16 protein-coding genes and 3 pseudogenes are annotated in these 20,699 nt (G+C 71.0%); 7 read left to right on the top strand and 12 right to left on the bottom strand.

Annotated features, from left to right (window positions below; translation table 11 throughout):
* Window positions 1–40 precede the first annotated feature (40 nt).
* From ACYVO6_RS10325 to ACYVO6_RS10310, 4 genes and pseudogenes are all read left to right on the top strand, one after another.
* Window positions 41–190, top strand: a pseudogene (locus ACYVO6_RS10325) (acyl-CoA dehydrogenase family protein); the annotation flags it as partial.
* Window positions 191–249: 59 nt separating this feature from the next.
* Complete coding sequence (locus ACYVO6_RS10320) at window positions 250–708, top strand: RrF2 family transcriptional regulator (RefSeq protein WP_461059602.1); 459 nt, start codon at window positions 250–252, stop codon at window positions 706–708.
* A 101-nt stretch (window positions 709–809) separates the two neighbouring features.
* Window positions 810–1,736 (top strand): LLM class F420-dependent oxidoreductase, encoded by a 927-nt coding sequence (locus tag ACYVO6_RS10315; RefSeq protein WP_461059600.1) that lies wholly within the window; start codon window positions 810–812, stop codon window positions 1,734–1,736.
* A gap of 487 nt (window positions 1,737–2,223) precedes the next feature.
* Window positions 2,224–3,579, top strand: coding sequence for a family 43 glycosylhydrolase (locus tag ACYVO6_RS10310; RefSeq protein WP_461059598.1), 1,356 nt, complete (start codon window positions 2,224–2,226; stop codon window positions 3,577–3,579).
* 192 nt (window positions 3,580–3,771) lie between these two features.
* Here ACYVO6_RS10310 and ACYVO6_RS10305 read toward each other — a convergent pair whose 3' ends face one another.
* The 3 genes from ACYVO6_RS10305 to ACYVO6_RS10295 are packed head-to-tail and all read right to left on the bottom strand — an operon-like array spanning window position 3,772 to window position 6,353.
* Window positions 3,772–4,608: a beta-xylosidase family glycoside hydrolase gene (locus ACYVO6_RS10305; protein WP_461059596.1), complete on the bottom strand. Its 837-nt coding sequence runs from the start codon at window positions 4,606–4,608 to the stop codon at window positions 3,772–3,774.
* Window positions 4,605–4,841 (bottom strand): hypothetical protein, encoded by a 237-nt coding sequence (locus ACYVO6_RS10300; RefSeq protein WP_461059594.1) that lies wholly within the window; start codon window positions 4,839–4,841, stop codon window positions 4,605–4,607. Before ACYVO6_RS10300 ends, ACYVO6_RS10305 begins: the two co-directional genes overlap by 4 nt.
* Before the next feature lie 45 nt (window positions 4,842–4,886).
* Window positions 4,887–6,353, bottom strand: a complete 1,467-nt coding sequence (locus tag ACYVO6_RS10295) for a sulfatase-like hydrolase/transferase (protein ID WP_461059592.1) — start codon at window positions 6,351–6,353, stop codon at window positions 4,887–4,889.
* A gap of 239 nt (window positions 6,354–6,592) precedes the next feature.
* Between ACYVO6_RS10295 and ACYVO6_RS10290 the strand changes: the two genes are divergently transcribed.
* Window positions 6,593–8,593, top strand: coding sequence for a zinc ribbon domain-containing protein (locus ACYVO6_RS10290; protein ID WP_461059590.1), 2,001 nt, complete (start codon window positions 6,593–6,595; stop codon window positions 8,591–8,593).
* On the opposite strand, the pseudogene ACYVO6_RS10285 reads toward ACYVO6_RS10290, so the two are convergent.
* The 4 genes and pseudogenes from ACYVO6_RS10285 to ACYVO6_RS10270 form a co-directional block, all read right to left on the bottom strand.
* Window positions 8,532–9,441: pseudogene (locus tag ACYVO6_RS10285) on the bottom strand (aliphatic sulfonate ABC transporter substrate-binding protein). The gene ACYVO6_RS10290 and the pseudogene ACYVO6_RS10285 sit on opposite strands and share 62 nt — an antisense overlap.
* Window positions 9,438–9,629, bottom strand: a complete 192-nt coding sequence (locus ACYVO6_RS10280; protein ID WP_461059589.1) for a hypothetical protein — start codon at window positions 9,627–9,629, stop codon at window positions 9,438–9,440. The pseudogene ACYVO6_RS10285 and the gene ACYVO6_RS10280 overlap by 4 nt, the downstream one beginning before the upstream one ends.
* A 16-nt stretch (window positions 9,630–9,645) precedes the next feature.
* A complete protein-coding gene (locus tag ACYVO6_RS10275; RefSeq protein ID WP_461059587.1) occupies window positions 9,646–10,854 on the bottom strand; it encodes an ROK family protein in 1,209 nt (402 codons plus the stop codon).
* Window positions 10,855–11,237: 383 nt separating this feature from the next.
* A complete protein-coding gene (locus ACYVO6_RS10270; protein ID WP_461059900.1) occupies window positions 11,238–11,591 on the bottom strand; it encodes a hypothetical protein in 354 nt (117 codons plus the stop codon).
* Between ACYVO6_RS10270 and ACYVO6_RS10265 the strand changes: the two are divergent.
* Window positions 11,587–11,991: pseudogene (locus ACYVO6_RS10265) on the top strand (NmrA family NAD(P)-binding protein); the annotation flags it as partial. The gene ACYVO6_RS10270 and the pseudogene ACYVO6_RS10265 sit on opposite strands and share 5 nt — an antisense overlap.
* 192 nt (window positions 11,992–12,183) lie before the next feature.
* Here ACYVO6_RS10265 and ACYVO6_RS10260 read toward each other — a convergent pair.
* Both ACYVO6_RS10260 and ACYVO6_RS10255 read right to left on the bottom strand, forming a co-directional pair.
* Window positions 12,184–12,861, bottom strand: coding sequence for a response regulator transcription factor (locus ACYVO6_RS10260; protein WP_461059585.1), 678 nt, complete (start codon window positions 12,859–12,861; stop codon window positions 12,184–12,186).
* Window positions 12,858–14,066, bottom strand: coding sequence for a sensor histidine kinase (locus ACYVO6_RS10255; protein ID WP_461059583.1), 1,209 nt, complete (start codon window positions 14,064–14,066; stop codon window positions 12,858–12,860). The genes ACYVO6_RS10260 and ACYVO6_RS10255 overlap by 4 nt, the downstream gene beginning before the upstream one ends.
* Window positions 14,067–14,439: 373 nt before the next feature.
* On the opposite strand from ACYVO6_RS10255, the gene ACYVO6_RS10250 reads away from it, so the two are divergent.
* Complete coding sequence (locus ACYVO6_RS10250; protein WP_461059581.1) at window positions 14,440–16,635, top strand: MMPL family transporter; 2,196 nt, start codon at window positions 14,440–14,442, stop codon at window positions 16,633–16,635.
* A 129-nt stretch (window positions 16,636–16,764) separates the two neighbouring features.
* Here ACYVO6_RS10250 and ACYVO6_RS10245 read toward each other — a convergent pair whose 3' ends face one another.
* The 3 genes from ACYVO6_RS10245 to ACYVO6_RS10235 all read right to left on the bottom strand — a co-directional run bounded on the left by ACYVO6_RS10245 (window position 16,765) and on the right by ACYVO6_RS10235 (window position 20,699).
* Window positions 16,765–18,714, bottom strand: a complete 1,950-nt coding sequence (locus tag ACYVO6_RS10245) for a DUF2264 domain-containing protein (RefSeq protein ID WP_461059579.1) — start codon at window positions 18,712–18,714, stop codon at window positions 16,765–16,767.
* Window positions 18,715–18,750: 36 nt separating this feature from the next.
* Complete coding sequence (locus tag ACYVO6_RS10240) at window positions 18,751–19,731, bottom strand: hydroxyacid dehydrogenase (protein ID WP_461059892.1); 981 nt, start codon at window positions 19,729–19,731, stop codon at window positions 18,751–18,753.
* 83 nt (window positions 19,732–19,814) lie between these two features.
* On the bottom strand, window positions 19,815–20,699 hold the full coding sequence (locus ACYVO6_RS10235) for a carbohydrate ABC transporter permease (RefSeq protein ID WP_461059890.1): 885 nt from the start codon (window positions 20,697–20,699) through the stop codon (window positions 19,815–19,817).

The raw sequence follows: 20,699 nt of genomic DNA, 5'->3' as shown, positions 1-20,699 counted from the left end.
CACTGGCGGGAATCCGACGTGGGACTCTGGGAAGTACACGGCCCGCACCGCCTCCTCGCGGCACGGCTTCGACCGCTTCTGGCGCAACGTCCGGACGCACACCCTGCGCGAGCCCGTCGGCGACAGACTCCGCGAGGTCGGGGACTACTTCCTCAATGGTGCGCACCCTCCGTTCACCCTGCCCTCCTGACCGCACGCCGATCCGGCGACCGGTGACCGTCCTACGCCGCAGTGGCGGATAATCGCTGCATGCGGATCTCGGCGAAGGCGGACTATGCGGTACGGGCTGCGTTGGAGCTGGCTGCGGCAGGTGACGACACGTCACTCAAGGCCGAGGCGATCGCCCTGGCGCAGGGCATCCCGCACAAATTCCTGGAGGGCATTCTGGGCGACCTGCGCCGAGGCGGTCTTGTGGTCAGTCAGCGGGGCGGCAAAGGCGGCTACCGGCTGGCCCGCCCCGCTGACTCGATCGCCATCGCGGACGTGATCCGGGTGGCGGACGGACCGCTGGTGTCGGTACGGGGCGTGCGCCCGCCCGAGCTCTCCTACTCCGGCCCCGCGGAATCGCTGTTGCCGCTGTGGATCGCGGTACGCGCCAACGTCCGGAAGATCCTCGGCGAGGTCACCCTGGCCGATGTGGCCGCGGCCAAACTGCCCGACGAGGTCGTGAGCCTCGCCGAGGACCCCGGGGCCTGGACGAATCCCTAGCCGACGCCCACCGGACCCGCTCGACGTCCGTTGCGAAGACGCCACGAGGTTGTCATGCGTGAGCCGGAATGCCGGTCCCGGAACTGCTGGTTGCCCTGGACATGACTGTTGGAGTAGCGCTCACCCCGACCGGTACGCCCCATGGGATCGACAGCACCGTGGAACTCGCGAAGGAGGCCCAGGAAGCCGGATTGCACTCTGCCTGGTTCGGGCAGACCTTCGCCTACGACTCTCCCTCGCTCGCCGCGATCGTCGGCCGCGAGGTACCCGGGCTGCACGTCGGTACCGCCGCGATCCCCGTCTTCGGCCGCCACCCCCTCCTTGTCTCCAGCCAGGCCCAGACGGCCCAGGCCGCTACCGGCGGCCGCTACCACCTCGGGCTCGCGCTCGGCACCAAGCACTTCACCGAGGTTGGCTTCGGCATCCCGTACGAACGCCCCATCGCCCGGCTCCGGGAGTTCCTCACCGCCCTGCGGCAGCTGGTCGAGACGGGCAGTGCGGACTTCCACGGTGAGCTGCTGACCGCCACCACCCCGATGCCGGCGGCGGTGCCCGGCGCCGGACCACCCGTGCCGCTGCTGGTGGCCGCAATGGGGCCGCAGGCGCTGCGCGTCACTGGCGAACTCGCCGACGGCGCCTTGCCGTTGCTCGCCGGCCCGCGTGCCCTCGCCGAACACATCGTCCCGGCACTCGCCTCCGCGGCAGAGGTGGCGGGCCGTCCGGCGCCCCGGGTCGTGGCCTTCGTCCCCGGCGTGGTCACCGCCGACGCCGAAACCGTACGGGAGACCGCGAGCGAGGCGCTCGCGTTCTACGATCGGTTTCCGTCCTACCAGCGAGTCATCGGGCTCTCCGGCGGCACCCGGGCCGCAGACCTGGCCGTGATCGGTGACGAGGACACCGTCGCCGCCGAGGTGCGGCGCTACCGCGAGGCCGGGGCGACGGAGGTGGTCTTCACGGCGACGGACCTGGGCAGTGAGGCCGATCGCCGCCGCACTTGGAAACTGCTCGGAGAGCTCACCAACGACTGAGACGCGGGACTGGGGGCGGGTGCCGGGCGGTGGCTTCGATGAGTGATGCCACGGAGCCGCCGGAGAGGGCCGTCGGGAGCCGGGGCTTCGGGCGCTCCGGCCATATTTGTGTGGGGTGTTGACAGAAATAGGCGGCGATTCGCATGCTGTACACCAATGCCAATCAGAAACGGCCCTGCGCATACACGGCCCCCTCAGCCGGAGCGGGCTGCTCGGCCTCAGCGGGCTGTCCAGGACGACCCTGTACGACACCGTCGCGCAGCTTGTCGCCGACGGCGCCATCACCGCCCGCAGGTCGGACTCCGTCCAGCGCAGGCCCGGTCGTACAGGTGATCGGCTTCGCCCACTTCCCCGCCCGACCCGGCGGCAGTCGACGGTGAAGACGAACTCATCGACCCGGCACTCCAGAAGCAGAAGGCTCGACGACGGTCGGCGGCCCTCCCGGACAGGGCACCGGCGTCCCCGACGACGAAGGAGAACGTGACTGATGACCAGCACTGACAGCGGGTTGCCCCGACGGTCCCTGTTAGCCGGCGCCGCCGGTCTGGGAGCGGCGGCGGCCCTGCCCACGGCCGTTGCGCAGGCGGCGCACGCGTCGGCAGAGCCCGCGCCGACCGAGGCCGCGTCGCCGGGGCGCTACCCGTCGAACTGGCCCGACCCCGAGCCCTACGGACTTGCCGACACCCGCCTGGACCTGTGGCCGCGGGAGGACAACTCCTTCGTCCTCCCGCTCGAACTGCGCCCCCGTGACGAGGAGCTCGGCCGGGTATGGATGCGGGACACCTACGTCAACTGCTTCGTCATCGACGGCCGGCCGGTCTATGTCGCCACGGGCACCACCAACGCGCCCGGACTCGACGGGCCCGCCCCCTGGAACGACGGCATCTTCGTGTGGGTGTCCTCCTCCCTTGAGGGGCCGTGGATGCTGGCCGACACCACCGGCATCCGGCCCGATGCCGAGAAGGGCAAGGTGTGGTCACCGGAGTTCGCCGGTGAGAACCGGCCAGGACGCACGGTCGTCGCTCCTTGGCAGGAGTACTGGCACGACGACCGGTTCGGCAAGCGCGGCAATGTCTGGGCCCCGGAGCTGCACTACGTCCGCGGGAAGTGGTACATCGTCGCGTGCACGGGTGACCACTCCCGCAAGGTCGGCTCGTTCATGCTCGTGAGCGAGGGCGGGGTCGAGGGCCCGTACCGGCTCATCGAGGGCAACGCCGAAAAGCCCTTCGGTGAGTCGGTCATCGGCGGGCCGGATTTCATCGAGCCCGGCGCCTACTTCCACATCGACGGCGGCCTCTACGCCGAGGGCCAAGATGCGTGGCTCGTGCTGCACAACCACCTGTACGCCAAGTTCCGGGACGACATGGAGGACATCGTCCCGACCACGGACCTCCCGAAGTTCCAGCAGAAGCCCTACTCAACCGAGCCGTACCTCGAAGGCGCGTACGTGTTCAAGTACGAGGGCAAGTACTACCTCCTGCAGGCCGCCTGGGACTGGAAGTGGGCCAAGCCCGACGGCACCACGCGGTACGCCTACGACAAGCCCGGACAGGGTCGGCAGCACCAGTACGACGCGGTCGTCGCCGTCTCGGACACTTTCGAGGGCCCGTACTCCGAGCGGTGGACCGCGGGTGTCGGCGCCGGCCACAACAACTTCTTCGTGGACCACCAGGGCCGCCCGTGGGCGACGTTCTTCCTCAACCCGGCCGCCGGCCACTGGTCCGACCCCGCACGCGTCGCTGACGCCGCCGTGCCCGGTGTCGTGCAGCTGGAATGGACCGGCCCGGAGGGCAACCGCCTGTACGTCAAGCGCCGCAACCGTGGTCGCACGGTCAGCGGCTGACCAGGTGGGCGAGTCCGAGATGTCGCAGATCGAATCCAACTACGCCTGGTTCGAGTAGTTCCGGGCTCTGCAACGCTCCTGAGCCTCCGGCACCTTGCGGGCGGCGCCGAGTGGCCGCCCAGCGTGACACCCGTTGACCTGACCATGAGTCGCCCGGCCCGCGCCCCTTCTGGGACGCGGGCCGGGCAACTGTCAGCTGCGGTACGTACGCAGGTAGTCGAACTGGGCGACAGCTCCCGCCGTGTTCAGTGAAACCAGGCCGATCTTGAGTTCTCCCTTGACCGGCAGGGTCCACACACCGGAGTTGACCCAGTGCTTGCCGTCCCGGCTGGTCGAGGCGCGTACCTCGTTCTCGTACAGCACGAGGCCCGCCTTCTGGTTGGCCTGCCCCGGGGTGAAGTGGAGTTTCGTCTCCACGGTGTAGTCGCCCTCAGGCGCGTCACGTGTCAGCACCGATGCCGTATTGGTGCCGAGGTTCAGCTCGGTGTTCCGCGTCGGCCAGGACAGGGCACCGCCGGTCATGGTGGTTCCGGAGGCCGGACCGCGTACCCACTTCCAGGGCGAGTCCGGGGCCGTACCGGGCACGGTGTTGCCGTTGAACTCGTCGCTGAAGTCCGTCAGTTGTGTGCCCGGCTCGGGATCGGGCACCCGGGTGGTCCCCGGGGTGTGGAGCTTGACCGCGCCCACGTTGTCCGCGGCGGTGCCGGCGCCGCGTGCGGCGGTGCCGATCTCGCCGGGCCGCGCCGCCTCGGCGGGCAGGCGTCGATGCTGTGTGGCGACCGCGTCGCGCAGGCGGTCCTCGCTGACCTCGACGGTCATACGGGTGCCGCGCACCTCGGCCGTGACGTTGTGCCAGGAATCCCACTGGAATCCGGACGGCAACGCGGTCACCTGCTCGCCGCGGCTCGTACCGTCCGTCATGACCTCGGTGACCAGGACGTTGCGGCTCCGGTCCAGCCAGGCGGTGACGTGGCTGCCGCGGTTCTGGTAGCCGAAGGTCAGCCCGGCCGCGCCGCCGGCCGAGGTCACTTTGAGGTCCGCCTCCGGTCGACCACGCCCTTGGTCACCGGGTTCATGTACGTCCCGCTGCGCTCGTACGCCTTGCCGTGCTCGGCCCGAGCGGGCTCACCAGGGGTGGGCGGCTCTTCGGCTGTCGCGCCCTGGGGCTGCAGCAGCAGCGCGGCGACGAGCCCCAGGACCAGGGCGGCGATGCGGGGCAGGGCCCAGGGATGCCCGGCTCTCGCTGTGGATGACTCACGCATGGCGACTCCTTGGTCTTGCTCCGTCAGGTCCGGGAAGAGGGCGAGTCAGGCGGTGCCTTCCAGCTCGAACGAGCTGAGGCTGGGGTCGTGGTCGGAGGCGCCGACGTCGTACATCGGTGTCATCCAGTGGTAGAAGTTGTCGCCGCGCTCGCGGAGGAGGTCGTAGAGCCGGCGCAGCATGCGGCGGCGTACCCCCTCGAACTCGGGGTGTGTATAGCGGTTGTGGAGTTCGTGCGGGTCCTTGAACAGGTCGTAGAGCTCGTTGACCGACTCCGGGTTGACGACGAGCTTGTAGCGCTCGTCGCGGAGCATCCGCTGCGGGTAGGGGAAGTGGTGGCCGTGGAATTCGGCGACCAGGTCGGTGGCCCAGTCCGGTTGTTCGCCGCGCACCAGTGGTACGAGGCTGCGGCTGTCCACCGCGGGCGCGGTGTCGCAGCCCGCGAGCTCCAGGATGGTCGCCGTGCAGTCGGTGAGCGTGACGAATTCGTGCCGGACCTGCGGGGGAGCGCCGGGGACGCGCACGATGCCGGGGATGCGGTAGATGTCCTCGTACATGGCCGGGCCCTTGTCGTGCAGCCGGTGGGCGCCGGTGAACTCGCCGTGGTCGGCCGTGAAGAAGACCGAGGTGTCGTCACTCAGGCCGAGCTCGTCGAGCCGGTCCAGGATGCGGCCGATCTGCTCGTCGATGAGCGTGACGTAGCCCCAGTAGACGGCGATCAGCTTGCGGGTGACCTCGATCGGGATGGTGTCGAACGTCCAGTGCCTGCTGTAGTTGCGCTGCACGGGCGGCTTGCCCTCGAAGGTCTCGGCGATCGACTCCGGCAGCTCGACGAGGTCCGGGTCGTAGCGGTCGAAGTACGCGTCGGGCAGCAGGTAGGGCAGGTGGGGCCCGAAGAAGTGGGTGGCCAGGAAAAACGGGCGGCCGTCGGCGGCGTACTGGTCGAGCTGTTCGATGGCGCGGGTCGCGAGGTAGTGCTCGAAGGTCGCCTCCACCGGCTGGTGCAGCCGCGCGGCGAGCAGGTTGCCCGGGTTGCCGTTGGGTGTGGTGCCGCGGACGGGCTCGGATATCCGGTACGGCGGCAGCCCCCGTTCCTCCAGATACGCGAGGTAGTCGGGGTGGTCGACGGGGTTGTGCCAGCCGGGCAGGTCCGGGCCGTCGAAGCCGTACGAGGCGGCGTTGCGGTGCGTGCCCCCGTGCCACTTGCCGATCAGGCCCAGCTGGTAGCCCCGTTCCCGCAGGGCGCCGGCGAACGTGAACGCGTCCTCGCGCAGGTCCTCCAGATAACCCACGTTGCGTTCGTAGTTGGCCAGCAGCCGGTGCCGGAACGGCGCCTGGCCGGTGAGCAGGCTGGCCCGGGCAGGGGTGCAGATGGCAGTGGGCGTGTAGGCCCGGTCGAAGCGGGTGCCGCCCGCCGCCAGCCGGTCGAGGTGGGGGGTGGCCACGTGCGGGTTGCCGTAACAGCCGAGGGTGTCGACGCGGTGCTGGTCGGTCATCAGGAACAGCAGATTCACTTCGCGTACGCCTTTGTGTAGAGGTCGCCGGTGTAGTAACTGGAGGGTTCTGGCCTGGATTTGAGCTGACTGGTGCGGACGAAGTGGTCCCCCAGGGTCTTCAACTGTTGGCGTTTTCCTGCATGAATCGGGCAGTGTCGGCCGGGTGCGTGTCTTTGTGCGGTGGTCGGTCGTTAGGCCGATCGGGTGCGGGAGTGTGCCCGGTTCGGGACTGTCCGGGATGCCAGGGGGTGGCGGGTGTGGGCCGGTTGGTGGCGACGGCGACGTGTGCCGCCTTCGATGGTGTGGTCGAGGGCAGCGGCGAGCGGGTCGGCCAGCGGCTGCTGTACCAGCGGGTGTCCTTCCTGGCCTCCCTGTGCCAGGAGCTGACCGAGGCGCTGGTGGCTTCCCGGTGGGACGAGGCCTCGCTGGATGTGCTGGCCGCCGGGGTCGACGGGCAGGGCGAGGAGCTGCCGTCCAAGGGGTGGATGGCGCTGCGCCGCCTGGACTGGGCGGCCGCCGCACCGGCCGCGGGGGTGTACGTCTCGGACCGGGTGCGCCGGGCGGCACAGGAGTACGCGGCGCGCACCCTGCGCCTGGCCCTGCACCGGCGCGCCCTGGTGGCCGCGGTCCTGGCGGCCTGGCCCGCCGATCCCTTCCGGCGCACCGAAGCCGAGTGGACCGCGCTGCGGGCACTGCTGCCCGCCGACGTCAGCAATGCGGAGATCCGCAACCGCACCCGGCAGGTCCGCGCCCACCTGACCGAACACGGCCGTCTTCCGGCCGGGTTGTGCGAGCTGGAGGAACCGCCCCAGATCGCGGCGCAGGTGCTGCTGGCCGCGATGGACCGCCAGCAGGTCACCCTGGAGCGGGTGGACGCGGGGACGGCCCGGCTGCGGGTGAAGCTCCCGCTGTGCGCCGCCCCCGGCTCGGGCCGGGACTGGGTCTGGCACGTGCTCGACCTGCGGCTGCCCGCCACCGTCGGGGCGGACGCGGTGCTGCACACCCCCACCCTGCGGCCCACCCGGGGCGGGCGGATCGCGGTGGACCTGCCGCACTCGACGCCGGTGGCCGCCGTCCCGGCCGCCGGGCACACCGTGGCGGTCGGTTTCGACTGGGGCGTCAATACCCTGCTCACCGGCACGGTGGGCCGCCTGACCGGGCGGGGCGAGACGGCGCGGGTACTCACCGACGGCCGCCCCTTGCTCTTCGACGCCACCGTCATCAGTGCGAAGCTGCACCGGCTGCGCGGCCACCGCGAACACCTCGCCGCCAAACGCGACCACTACCGGGCGCTCGCGGACGGCCTCGGCGCCCCGCACCTGGCCTGGGACGAACTCCTGAGCAAGGCCGCGGTGCTGGAGCGCGAGCACGAGCGGGTATGCGCCCGCATCCGCCGCCTGAATCAGGCGCTGGCCTGGTCGGCGGCCCGCTGGGCCGTCGACCAGAGCCTCGCGCTCGGCGCCACCGTCATCTACCTCGAAGACCTGGCCACCCTCGAGGCACGCGGCAAACGGCGCGGCAATGCCCGGCTGTCGGGGCAGGTGCGCGGCACCGTCGCCGAGGCCATCCGGCACCTGGCCGCCAAGGCGGGCATCGCGGTGGTCACCGTCCCCGCACGGGGCACCTCCGCCCGCTGCCCCAGCTGCCTGGGACCACTGGGCCACCACCCCGCCCCGGACCGGCTCGGTGAGCGCGGCTGGGCCTGGGCCCACTGCCCCGGCTGCCACCTGTCGATGGACCGGGACCACGCCGCCGCCCGTACCATCCGCACCGTGGTGGACGGCACCGTCACGGCGGTGCGCCGTCCGAGGAAGGCCACCCGCCGGCTGCGCCGCGCCCGCCGCGCGCAGGCCCTCCCCGCCCGGCCGCCCGGGCCGAAGGCCACTCCCGGCAAATCCCGCCCCACCCCGGCCCGGCCCTCGTCGGCCCGCCGGGCGAAGACTTCCCGCCGTATGCCCGAGGTGCGTACGGTCCCCGCCACCACCCCCCTCGGGGTGGTAAAGCGTCCGGCGGGGCATGACACCCAGACACCGGCCCCTCCCGGGCCGGTGCCAGGTCATGGAGTACCCGCCCCACCCCGCCCGGAGCCTGCTCCGACCGGCAGGGTGCGGCTCTCTCGCGGAACCTGTCGGCGGCGCAGCAGCGCCGCCGGGCGGACCGGCTTCCACCACGCGCACGCCACCGAGGTCCACCCCCTCACCCCGAGGTTCGGACCCCACCATGGCGGCACACGGCCACGCCGCGCCCGAAAAGCCTGAAATCCACAGGCACCCACAGAGTTCCAGAGACGCTGTTCAGCCACTTGTCGACGGTGCCGTTCTTGGTCTTGGCGACGAGTTCGGCGGTCGGCAGTACCTCCACGTTCGCGGCGTCGGCCTTGACCTGGCTCTCGTCGAGTTTGAGCATCTTGGCGGACTCGGTGATGGCCTCCTGGGGATGCTGGGCCCGCCAGTCGTTGGCCTGCTGGAGCACCTTGATCACCTTGCTGGTCAGTTCGGGTTTCACCTTGTTGCCCGCGACGAAGGCGGTGGGAAAGGAGCTGTCCATGTCCCGGGTGCTGGCCACCTCTTCGAGGTCGGGCACCTTCTTCTTGATGGTGTCGATCAGCGGGTAGCCAGATCCCGGCGCCGTCGATCTTCCCGGAGGAGAACGCGGAGACGATCGTGGCCGGAGCCATCGGCACCTTCTGCACGTCCTCGGCGGTCATCCCCGCCTTCTCCAGCGCGAGGTTGAGCGCCATGTCGCCGGACGTGCCCTCGGGGACGCCGACCTTCTTCCCCTTGAGGTCCTTCATCAAGGTGATGCCGGGCTGGGCGATGACCCGGTCGGCGTACGCGAGCGTGTTGACCGCGACGACCTTGGCCCTGCCGGAGGCGGGCAGCCACATGGCACCTGGGCCGATGTAGCCGAAGTCGAGGTTGCCGGCGCCGAGTGCCTGGACCTGGATCGGCCCGTCGTTGAAGGCCTTGACCTTCGCGGTGAGGCCCGCCTCCTTCCACAGGCCGAGCTTCTTGGCGATGGCCAGCAGGCTCACGCCGTTGTGGTCGCCGATGTAACCGAAGTCGACCGTCGAGTCGTTGGCGGTGTCCTCGGAGCAGGCACTCACGCGCCGGCCCGTTCCGCCACGTTGACCGGTCCGGCAAGGTTCTCCACCCCGAGGGACGCCAGCGCCCACACGGTCAGGCCGATCGCGAGTGCGACCAGGTTGAGGACCAGCGGCCGGCCGGCTCGCCGGGCGACGCGCCGCTCAGCCGTCGGCGCGGGCTTCTCATCAGGTGTGGTGATCACGGCCATGGGCGCCTCACCTGGTTCATCGGTCCTCCTCGGGATCCGGTTGCGCCGGGTAACGGGAAAGCACGGAGAATTCGCGCAGCACCAGCCTGATGCCGCCGAGGGCGCCGCCGACCTCGCCGAGCGTCGCCTGGCGCAGGTCGAGCCGGTGCCGCGAGAGCGGCAGGATGTGCGCGTTCAGCGCCTCCTCGACCGGTCCGGTGAGAGCGGCCCCGGCCGCGGCCAGTTGACCGCCGATCACGATCACGCCGGGCCCGACCGCATTGCACACCGCTGCGAGCACCGTGCCGACCTGGGAGCCCGCCGCGCGCAGCACATCCCGCGCCGCCCGGTCGCCGGAATCGAGCGCCGCCAGCAGCGTGGCGATGTCGTCGGCATGCCCGCCCGCGGCGCGGTAGGAGTCGAGAACGGCGCCCACCGAGGCAACGGTCTCCAGGCAGCCGACCCCGCCGCACTCGCAGGGCGCCCCGGCCGTATCGACGGTGATGTGCCCGAACTCGCCGGACAGCCCGTACGCGCCGCGGTGCAGCGAACCGCCCACCACAAGGCCGCCGCCGACACCGTGCGACAGCCGGAGATAGACCACGTCCTCGTCACCGGCCGCCGCACCCCACACCGACTCCGCCAGCGCGGCGAGCCTCGTGTTGTTGTCCAGCAGCACCGGCACCCCGAAACGCTTGTGCAGCAGTTCCGGCAGGCCGTCGATGTCGCGGGAGTACGCGGCCTCGCCGCCCGGGTCGGCGAGGGGCCCGACGACGCCCACGCCGATGGCGCTGAGCGCATCGAACTGCAGCGCTCCTCCTGTCAGCGAGCGCACCAGACGCTGCGCGATATCGGTTCGTTCCGTCCAGGTCAGGTCCGCGGCGTGTGGCTCGCTCGCGGAACCGACGATCTCGTGGGCGACGTTGGCGGCGGCCACGTGCACCGCGCGTCGTGCGAAGTCGATGCCGATCGCCTGCCCGGCCTCGGGGTTGAGGGTCAGCGTCTCCACCGGCCGGCCCCGTTTGCGCGGGGCCGCGTCGGGGGCTGAGGCGGAGGCGACCACGGCACCGCTGGCCAGCAGCCCGCCGACGATGTCGTAGAGCGTGGTGCGGGACAGCCTGCTGTGCGTGCTGAGTTCACCCCGGCTCAGCCGGCCGTGCTTGCGCAACAGATCGAGCACCAACTCTTCGTGTCCCCGCCGCAGCCGGGCCAGGGGACCGTCGTGAGACTGCATGCCGCACAGCATGCTGACCCTTCACCTTTTTCGTCAATGACCCGGAAAAATAATTCGGACTCCCGGCCGATCCCCGTGCTGTCCCCGCTGGTCGGCCCAACTGGACGCCCGCACAAGGGGATCGGTTCGGAGAACACCTGATCCCGTCCCGGCCCGATGATGGGTGCCTCCGCCCGGCCAAGGGCTTGCCGCACGCCTTCCGCATCACCGCGCCGGCAGCGAAGGTGGGCGCCGAACGTATCCGCCGCGGCCACTACGGTCATGAAGGACGCCGCCCGGCCCGGGTGTCAGCGACGCGTGAATCGTGGTTCTGGATCACTTTCAGTGCTCGGGCCACGGAGGGTCACCGAAACCGCGATCATGAACGGTCGTGGGTGCTGCGCTCCTTCAGGACCTTAGGCGCACTCCCCGCAGCCGGGATCCGTGGCCGCGAGCCGCCGAGCCCGGGCCAGCCAGGCACCCGACTGTGCGAACTCGCCGCCCCCGGCCAGCGCCTTGCAGAGCCAGTACGCGCACCGCAGCGCCGGTCCGACGGCTCCGGCCTCGGCGTGGGTGGTGAAGGCCCGGCGCAGCAGGACGATCGCGTCGTCGCCGCGCCCCAGCATGTCCGCGGCCTCGGCGAGCCGTTCGACGTCGTCGATGTCGAGGGGGCGCACCGTGTCGACCCCGCCGAGCAGGTCGTACGCCTCCGCCCAGGCCTGCTGTCGGCAGGCCTCTCGTCCCCTGGCGAGCTCCGCGTCCACGTCCATGGCGTTCCTGTTCCCGCGCGGCATCGAGGGCGGCCTGGTGAGCGTCCTGAACCCGGAGACCCGGGTGTCCCTGGTCGCGGTGGACGACATCGGCAGGGCAGCCGCCGCGGCCCTCGCCGCGCCGGAGCGATTCGACGGGGTCGAGCTGGAGCTGGCGAGCGACTACCTGTCGATGACCGAGATCGCCGAGGTCCTCTCCCGCGCACTGGGCACGCACCTGTCCGCACCGGACATGACCGAGAAAGAGGCCCTCGCCGCCGGAATGCCGGCGTACGCCGCCCCTTATGAGTGGCTGAACGTGGCCGGCCAGCCGGCCCGCCCGCAGTACGCGAGGGACCTCGGCATCCCACTCACCAGCTTCGAGGAATGGGCGCGGCAGTACATGCGGCCCGCGGCCTGACACAGCCCCGGGTCTCGTCCGGTCCGTCAGGAGGGCCAGGTCCTCTCCGGCTACGACGCCACCCACTCACCACGAACACAGCCCTGATCCGCCAACAACCGGCAGAAAGGCCTCCCTTGACGGGAACCGTCCCTTCAGGAATGACGAGCACCTGCTGAGCGCCTACGACCAGCCACCAGAGTGGGCCATAGCTCAGTGGCCGACGTCGTGGTCGCCCGCTTCGACGAGGCCGCTTTCGTATGCGCAGATCACGATCTGGATGCGGTCGCGCAGCCCGAGTTTGGTGAGGATGCTCGACACATGCGATTTGACGGTGGCGGCACCGATGACGAGCTGCTCGGCGATTTCCGCGTTGCTCGCGCCCCGTGCGACGGCGGTCATGATCTCGCGTTCGCGGCCGGTGAGCCGTTCCAGGCGGGCCGCGACGGCGGTGTTGACGATACGGCGCTGCGTGAACCGGTCGATGAAGCGCCGGGTGATCGAGGGGGCCAGCAGCGTCCCGCCCTCGGCCACGGTGCGTACGGCGGTGGCCAGTTGTTCGGGGGGAATGTCCTTGAGTACGAAGGCACTGGCGCCGGAGCGCAGCGCCTCGTAGACGTACTCGTCCGGGTCGAACGTGGTCAGGATCAGTACCCGGAGACCCCAGTCGGCCTCCTCCAGGATCCGGGAGGTCGCTTCGAGGCCGTCCATCTCGGGCATTCGGATGTCCATGAGGACCACGTCCGGACGGTGCCGGCGTGCCGCCTCGATCGCCTGGAGGCCGGTGCCCGCCTCGGCCACGACCTCGATGTCGTTGTGGACCCTGAGAATCATGGTGAAGCCTCGCCGTACCAGTGCCTGGTCGTCGGCCACGACGACGCGGATGCTCACGCGGGCTCCCCCTTGACGGGCAGATGGGCGGTGAGCCGGAATCCGCCGCCGGGACGCGGCTGGGCGTCGAGGCTTCCGCCGAGCAGATGGGCTCTTTCCCGCATGCCGACGATGCCGTGGCCGGGCGGGCCCTTGTGTACGACCGGCACAGCCTGGACGGTGGCGCCGTGGCCATCGTCGAGCACCTCGATGGTGAGGCCGTCGCTTTCGTCGCGCAGGTGCACGTGGGTGTGCGTGCGCGGTCCGCTGTGCTTGAGCACGTTGGTCAGGGCCTCCTGAATGATGCGGTACGCCGAGAGATCGACGCGGGCCGGGAGAGAGTCCCGGATGCCGTTGGTGACCGAGACGTCCAGGCCCGCCTCGCGGACCTGGGCCACGAGCCGGGGCAGATCGGCCAGGCCCGGCTGGGGCCCCAGGCCGTCGCGCTCGGAGTCCGGCCGCAACACTCCCAGCAGGTGCCGTAGTTCGTCCAGCGCCTGGCGTCCCGCCTCCTCCACCGCCGCCATCGCCTCCAGCGCGCCCTGCGGGTCCTCGGCGGCCACCATCCGGGCCGCGCCGGCCTGCACCGTCATCATGCTCACCCGGTGGGCGACCACGTCGTGCAGTTCACGGGCGATGTGGGTGCGCTCCTCGGTCACGATCCGCCGTGCCTCGGCGGCCTGCTCCTTCAGAAGCCGGGCGGCACGCTCGGCCCGAAGACGTAGGCGCCTGCCGAGGTACCAGGCCCCGGACATGACGAGGGCGCCGAAGCCGATGTCGCCCCAGGGGAAGGAGTGGAGGAGGCCGTCGATCGTGACCGCGGCGATGGCGGCTCCGACGCCGAGAGGGCCCGGGCGGTTGCCGTCGGTGTGCCGCCCGACGCTGTACAGCGCGACGATCACGATCCCGCCCATGGTGGAGTAGCTGCTTCCCAGCGTCGGGGCCCACGCGACGAGCGCCACGCACAGGACAGCGACCGGCCTGCGCCGACGCAGGTAGAGCGCGACGCCGGCCACCACGAAGAGCAGGAGGACGGGCTGGAAGACGCCGGTGACCGGGCGGACGGCCATCGCGTCCCCCGGAGCGTCCTCCAGGAGCACCGCCGCCAGGAACATCGCCGTCGCCAGGACGGCGTCCGCGCCCCGCGGCCAGCGCGTGAACGGGCCGCGGAACCTGCCCGGCACGCTGCGGCCCGGCATCTTGGCATGCGGCGCCCTGCGGTCCATCGTCGCTCCATCAAGAGGCGTCCGGTGCCCTGGCGCAGGTCATCGGGACGCACCGGGCACGTCATCGTAAGTGCGGCTTTGAGGCACCGTCACCCGCCTGTGGACGGATCCGGTCCTCCGCCGTCGGCAGGAGGCGCCGCCCTGTTCTCCCCGCCGCGCGCGGGAGGACCGAACCCGCCGCGCGGTGGGAGACGGCACCGGTGCCGTCTCCCACGATGGGACTGCTCACTCCTGCTGCCGCACGCCGATCAGTTGTGGCCGGTCGGCAGCCCAACCACGAGAGCCCAGCCGACAGTTGTGGCCGGTCGGGAGCCAACCCAGGAGCCCAGCCGACACGTGCCGTCAGGCGGCACCCGTCCCACAGGAGCCCACCATGAACCGACTCACGCGCCGCATCGGCGACGCGAGCGCCCGCCGACCGTGGGTGACCATCGCCTCCTGGCTGGCCGCCCTGGCCCTCGTGCTGCCTCTGGCCGGCCTGGCCGGCGGCTCGTTCGTCGACGACCTCGTCGCTCCCGGCAGCCAGAGCGAGGAGGCGATGGAACTGCTCGAGGAGCGCTTCCCCGAAGCATCCGGCGGCAACGCCATGGCGGTGTTCGCCGCGCCGGAAGGGAACCGGATCGATCGCCACCGGCCTGCCATCGAGGCGGCGGTCGCCCGGATCGCCGAGATGGAGCACGTCGCCACGGTCACCGATCCCTTCACCGCCGGCACGGTCTCGCCCGACGGACGGATCGGCTTCGCCCAAGTCGCCTTCGACGTACCGACGATGGACGTGAGTCCCGAGCAGATCGATGCCCTGAGCGGCGCGATCGAACCCGTACGCGGCGACGGTGTCGTCGCCGAACTCGGCGGCGACACCGTCTTCATCAATGCCGAGACGCCGACATCGGGCGCGGAGGCGGCGGGCCTGCTGGCCGCCCTGGTCATCCTGGTGGTCGCATTCGGCACGATCGTGGCCGCGCTGGTGCCGATCGCGCTCGCCCTCGTCGCCGTCGCCGCCGGACTGGGCGGCATCACGCTGCTGGCCCACGCGATGGACGTCTCCACCGCCGCCCCCACGATCGGCGCGATGATCGGCCTGGGCGTCGGCATCGACTACGCCCTGTTCATCGTGGCCCGCTACCGCGAGAACCGCGCCGCCGGCCAGGACAACTCCACCGCGCTGTCGAACGCCATGGGATCGTCGGGCGCGGCCGTCCTGTTCGCCGGCGGCACCGTCGTCGTGGCGATGACCGCACTCGCACTGACCGGCCTGGGCTTTCTGACCTCGATCGGCCTGAGCACCTCGCTGGTCGTGCTGTTCGCCGTGGCGACCGCCCTGACGCTGCTGCCCGCACTGCTGTCCCTGCTGGGCGACCGCATCCACAAGGGACGGCGCCGGAGCTTCCGTACGCGCCGGGCGAAGAAGCCCGAGAACCTCGAGAAGCCCAAGCACCCCAAGAACCCCGAGAACACGGCATGGTGGCGATTCGCCCACCGTGTCTCCGGTCGGCCGTGGCCGTACCTGCTCGCCGCGTCGGCGGCGTTGCTGGTGCTGGCGCTCCCGGCGCTGCGCATGGAGACGGGCTTTCCCGACGCGGGCAACGACGCGACCAGTACCACCCACCGCCGTGCCTACGACCTGCTGGCGGAGGGCTTCGGCCCCGGCTTCAACGCCCCGCTGCTGATCGTCGCCGACCTGCGCAGCCCCGGCGTGGACGCCGAGGGCATCCCCGACCTGTCCCGCCGCCTCGCCGACGACCCCGGCATCGCGTCGGTCGGCGAGCCCCTGATCTCCGCGGCCGGGGACACCGTCGTACTGCCCACGCTCCCCACCACCGCCCCCGCGGACGCCGCGACCTCCCACACCCTCGAACGCATCCGCGACGTCGTCCCCGACAACGTCGCCGTGTCGGGCCTGACCGCCATGACCGACGACCTCACCCGGCAACTCGCCGACACACTCCCGGTCTTCATCGCCGCGATCATCGTGGTGTCGTTCCTGCTGCTGATGCTCGTGTTCCGCTCCATCGCGGTACCGCTGAAGGCCGCCGTGATGAACCTGCTGTCCATCGGCGGCGCGTACGGCGTCGTGGTGGCCGTCTTCCAATGGGGCTGGCTGGGCGAGCTGTTCAACCTCGACGAGACCCTGCCGATCGCCTCACCCCTGCCGACGATCTTCTTCGCGGTTCTCTTCGGCCTGTCCATGGACTACGAGGTGTTCCTGCTCTCGCGCGTCCGCGAGGAGTACGACGCCACGGGTGACACCAAGGAGTCGGTGGCTCGCGGCATGGCGGTCACGGGCCGCGTCATCACCTCCGCCGCGTTGATCATGACGGTGGTCTTCCTCAGCTTCGTCGTCAACCCCTCACCGCTCGTCAAGATGATGGGCCTGGGTCTGGCGACGGCCATCGTGCTCGACGCCACGATCGTCCGCATGGTGCTCGTACCCGCGGCCATGGCGCTGATGGGGCGCGCGACCTGGTGGCTGCCCCGTCCCCTCGACCGCCGACTGCCCCGCATCGGCACGGAGGGCGCCGCTGTCCCACCCCCGTCCGAACCCGCGCTCGCCCCCAACCGCCGGTGACAGGGAGTCTCCCGTGAAAGCCGTCATCCATGACCGGCACGGTTGCCGGGCGGGCCGTCGGAGGGGCGGTGGACTGCTCATGGTGCGCGGGAGCCGGAGGCGTCTGGTGTCGAAGCCCCCGGCGCGGCGTCACCTCGGCACCTCGGTGACCGTGGGGAGCGTGAGGACGCCGTTGCCGAAGTCCACGACCGTGCGGATGCCGTCGGCCCAGTGGACGGTGACGGTCAGGCCGTTCACCTCGGCGGTGGCCTGCCCGGCGAGCGGGGCCGGGTCGCCTTCGCCGGTGAGGGAGGCGAGCGCGGCGAACACCGTGTCCGCCGGGTCCTCGCCGACGGTTCCGGTGAGTTCGGGGACGAGGGCCCAGGGCCCGTACGCCGTGCCCTGCGGGGCGCGGACGGTGCGCTGCGTCTGCCAGCCGTGCAGGCCGAACAGTTGGCTGGTCACCTCCGGCCCGTCGAGACGGATCTCCGCACGCTGTTCGACCTCGGCAGCGGCGGCGGCCTCCGGCGACAGGGCGACGGCCCAGCCGCTGTGGTGGATCGGCGTCCCGGCCGGTACGCCGACGGTGCGGTGGACGCGCAGTTCGAGCCTGCCGCGCGTCAGGGTCAGGCTCTCGATCCGGGCCGAAGGCAGGACCGGACCGTCCTCGGGGAAGACCGGCCGGTGCCAGGAGGCGAGCCAATTCGGGCCTGCGGCAAGGGGGTTGATGCGGATACGGGCGCTACTGGTGCCGCGGGCCCTCAGCGCGATGTGGTTGTCGGGGGCGTTGGCGGCGCTGGTCGGGCCAGTACGCGTGGAGTACGCGAGGCGGGCGTACAGCGGGTTGCCGGGCGCCCGCTCCGGCTCCCGCGAGTCGAGCTTGTAGCTGCCGTGGTTGTGCAGGCGTACGAGACCGTCCCGGCCCGTGGTCTGGATGAGCAGCCCGGGGGCGGACAGGGAGAGTGCGCGGTCGGGACCCTCGGAGGGAGCCTTCTCCTCGGTGGCCGTCCACACCGGGTCCTCGGGCGGGAGGAGCAGTCCCAAGAAGCCTTTGGACGCCCAGTACGGGGAGCCGGGCCCCGAGTAGCGCTGGAGTGTCGCCTCGTGCGGCCCGTACCAGCCGAGGCTGAGGATGCCGTCGGCGGTGAGTGCGCCGCGGTCGAGGAAGTGGCGCAACGCCCCGCTGAGGATGCGGCGGGTGACTCCCGGGGCGAGTGGCGTCACGCCGGTGAGAGCGCCGAGGGCCACGGCGACGACCGCCGCGAAGCGGTACGTCAGGGAGCGCCCGTGGTGGATGGGGGCGCCGTTCGCGTCGAAGAGCAGGGCGAAGCCGTCGAGGAACTCCCGCAACCGTGGGCCGAGTTGGTCGAGCAGCGCGGGGTCCCCGGCGAGGTGGGCGTGGAGCAGCGGGTACATGTGCAGGGCCCAGCCGTTGTAGTGGTCGAAGGACCGGCCGTCGCCGTCGGAGTACCAGCCCTGGCCCTGGTACCAGCCGTCCAGCAGGCCGAGCCCGCGCTCGATCGCTCCGCGCGTCTCGGCGTCGCCCCGCCCGGCGGACTCCAGGAAGCCCGCGACGGTCAGCGGGAAGAGGTACCAGTTGTTGGGAGCGGGCGTATGCCGCAGCGCGCCGCGCAGCCACTCCTCGACGCGGTCCTGGTCGTCGGCGGGCAGCGTGTCCCAGGTCCACGGCGCGGTCAGCCGCAGGGCCAGCGCCACGGAGGCCGACTCCACCATGGGCTGGCCCTGGATGCCGTGGTGGCCGATCACCGGCCAGGACTCGGCGTCACCGCGGCCGGGGGTGCGGGTGCCGCGCGCGAGGCCGGCGGTGTAGCGCTCCAGGAAGCCGTGCGGGTCCTTGCCGGACGCTCCGGCGGTACGGAACGCCGCCAGCAGGAACGTACGGGCGAACCCTTCCAGGCCGTCCGAGCGCACCCCCGACTTCGAGGGCGGGCCGGGCAGATCGATCAGGGCCTGGCCGGGGGTGGCGTAGCGGAGGACGGCCGTGAGCAGCCGGTCGGCGGTGGCTTCCCAGTGGGCGCGGGTGTAACCGGTGTACGGGCCCAGGGTGCGGTCTTCGGCGGGCAGCGGATGCTCTGACACTCCAGCCACGTCTCCTGTTCGTTCTGGCGGACGCGCTCAGGCGAGTCGGGCCAGATGTTCGGGTCGTACGGGATGGGCGAAAGGGCGGCCGAGGGCGTACGACTCGACCTCGGCCAGCGCCAGATCGGCGAGGCGGCGGAGTTCGCCGCCCTTCGAACCGGCGATGTGCGGGGTGACCAGCACATTGGGGCAGTCGAACAGCGGTGAGTCGGCGGGCAGCACCTCCGGCTCGGTGACGTCCAGGATCGCGTGCAGCCGTCCGGACACCACCTCGTCGGTGAGGGCCGCCTGGTCGAGGACGGCGCCCCGGGCGGTGTTGATCAGCGTGCCGCCCGTGCGCAGCCGCGCCAGCAGATCGCGGCCGATCAGGCCGCGGGTCTCGGGCAGCAGCGGCGTGTGCACGCTGACGATGTCACTCTGCTCGAACAGCTCCGGGAGCGCGACCGGGTGCGCGCCGAGCGCACGTGCCTCGCTGGGAGTGATGTAGGGGTCGTGGAGCAGCACCGTCAGGTCGTGCGGGCGGAGCAGGTCGATGACGCGGCGTCCGATGATCGAGGCGCTCAGGATGCCCACGGTCTTACGGTAGTTGCCCGCGTCGGGATGGCGCTCGTTCCAGTCGATGCGGCGGCGCTCGGTGCGGTAGACGCGGGCGGTGTCGAGGACCCGCTTGTTGGCGAGCAGGATCATGGCGAGGGTGTACTCGGCGACCGGTACGGCGTTGGCCGCGGCGGCGGAGGACACCGCGAGGCCGCGCTCCCAGCAGGCGGCGGTGATGTGGTGGCGTACGGTCCCGGCGGTGTGCACGACCGCGCGCAGCCGCGGCGCCGCCTTCAACGCCGCTTCGTCGAGGGGCGGGCAGCCCCAGCCGGTGATGAGCAGTTCGGCGTCGGCGAGTGCGCGGAGTGCGGTGGGGGTGGTGAGGTCGTCCAGGACGAGGTGCGGGTCGATGTCGGTCAGGGCGGCAAGCCGGGCCCGTACGCCGACATCGAGGACCTGCTCCGCGGTCTTCTTCGCCATGGCCAGCACGGCGCGCGGGCGGGGCCGGTGGCCGAGGTCGGTCACTTCGGGCTTCGTACGGGCCAACTGGCGCTCCCTTCTGGTCACTTGACGCTTCCCGCGGTCAGGCCGGACTTCCAGTAACGCTGCAGCGCGACGAACGCGACGATCAGCGGGACGACCGCGAGCAGCGAGCCGATGACGACGAGCGGGTAGTACTCGGGTGAGACGGTGGCGGAGCTGTTCCAGGTGTAGAGCCCGAGGCTGAGCGGATACAGGTGCTGGTCGGAGAGCATCACCATCGGCAGGAAGAAGTTGTTCCAGATCGCGGTGAGCTGGAAGAGGAAGACGGTGACGAATCCGGGGCCGAGCATGCGCAGGCTGACGCGCACATAGGTCTGCAGTTCGCCCGCGCCGTCCACCCGGGACGCCTCCAGGACCTCGTTGGGTACGTAGCCGCTGCTGAGGATGCGGGCGAGGTAGACGCCGAACGGGTTGAACAGGACGGGGATGAAGACCGCCCAGAAGGTGTTGACCAGGCCGATGCCGGAGGCCACCAGGTAGAGCGGGAGCGCCAGAACGGTCTGCGGGACCATGACGCCGGTGAGGACGAGCCCGAACAGCTTCTCCTTGTGCCGGAACTCGTACTTGTCGAAGGCGTACCCGGCGCTGACGCTGATCAGCGAGCCGACGAGGGCGCCGACCACCGCGTACAGCAGGCTGTTGAGGTACCACTCGCCGTAGAGGCTGCCGTCCATGGCGAACAGGTCGGAGAGGTTCTGGGCGAAGGAGAAGTCGCTGAGGGAGAAGATGTCCGAGCCGAATAGGGCGTCGGCGTTCTTGGTGGAGGCGAAGAGCAGCCACAGGGCGGGCAGCAGGGTGTAGAGGGCGGCGATCACGACGACGGCGTTGGCGACGGTACGGCTCGTGAGTCTGCTCGTGGTGATCCTGCCAGGGGTCGTCGTGGTCATCCCTCCAGAGGTGGTCAT

Source organism: Streptomyces pseudoechinosporeus, from assembly GCF_054783935.1.
This window is presented reverse-complemented; position numbering and strand designations above follow the sequence as displayed.

What these genes read in the sequence shown, in the direction of transcription:
- ACYVO6_RS10275 (WP_461059587.1), bottom strand. Translation starts at nt 10,854, where the DNA reads ATGCTGTGCGGCATGCAGTCTCACGACGGTCCCCTGGCCCGGCTGCGG.
- ACYVO6_RS10300 (WP_461059594.1), bottom strand. Translation starts at nt 4,841, where the DNA reads ATGCGTGAGTCATCCACAGCGAGAGCCGGGCATCCCTGGGCCCTGCCC.
- ACYVO6_RS10315 (WP_461059600.1), top strand. Translation starts at nt 810, where the DNA reads ATGACTGTTGGAGTAGCGCTCACCCCGACCGGTACGCCCCATGGGATC.
- ACYVO6_RS10255 (WP_461059583.1), bottom strand. Translation starts at nt 14,066, where the DNA reads ATGGACCGCAGGGCGCCGCATGCCAAGATGCCGGGCCGCAGCGTGCCG.
- ACYVO6_RS10240 (WP_461059892.1), bottom strand. Translation starts at nt 19,731, where the DNA reads ATGGCGAAGAAGACCGCGGAGCAGGTCCTCGATGTCGGCGTACGGGCC.
- ACYVO6_RS10310 (WP_461059598.1), top strand. Translation starts at nt 2,224, where the DNA reads ATGACCAGCACTGACAGCGGGTTGCCCCGACGGTCCCTGTTAGCCGGC.
- ACYVO6_RS10235 (WP_461059890.1), bottom strand. Translation starts at nt 20,699, where the DNA reads ATGACCACCTCTGGAGGGATGACCACGACGACCCCTGGCAGGATCACC.
- ACYVO6_RS10270 (WP_461059900.1), bottom strand. Translation starts at nt 11,591, where the DNA reads ATGGACGTGGACGCGGAGCTCGCCAGGGGACGAGAGGCCTGCCGACAG.
- ACYVO6_RS10250 (WP_461059581.1), top strand. Translation starts at nt 14,440, where the DNA reads ATGAACCGACTCACGCGCCGCATCGGCGACGCGAGCGCCCGCCGACCG.
- ACYVO6_RS10280 (WP_461059589.1), bottom strand. Translation starts at nt 9,629, where the DNA reads ATGGCCGTGATCACCACACCTGATGAGAAGCCCGCGCCGACGGCTGAG.
- ACYVO6_RS10320 (WP_461059602.1), top strand. Translation starts at nt 250, where the DNA reads ATGCGGATCTCGGCGAAGGCGGACTATGCGGTACGGGCTGCGTTGGAG.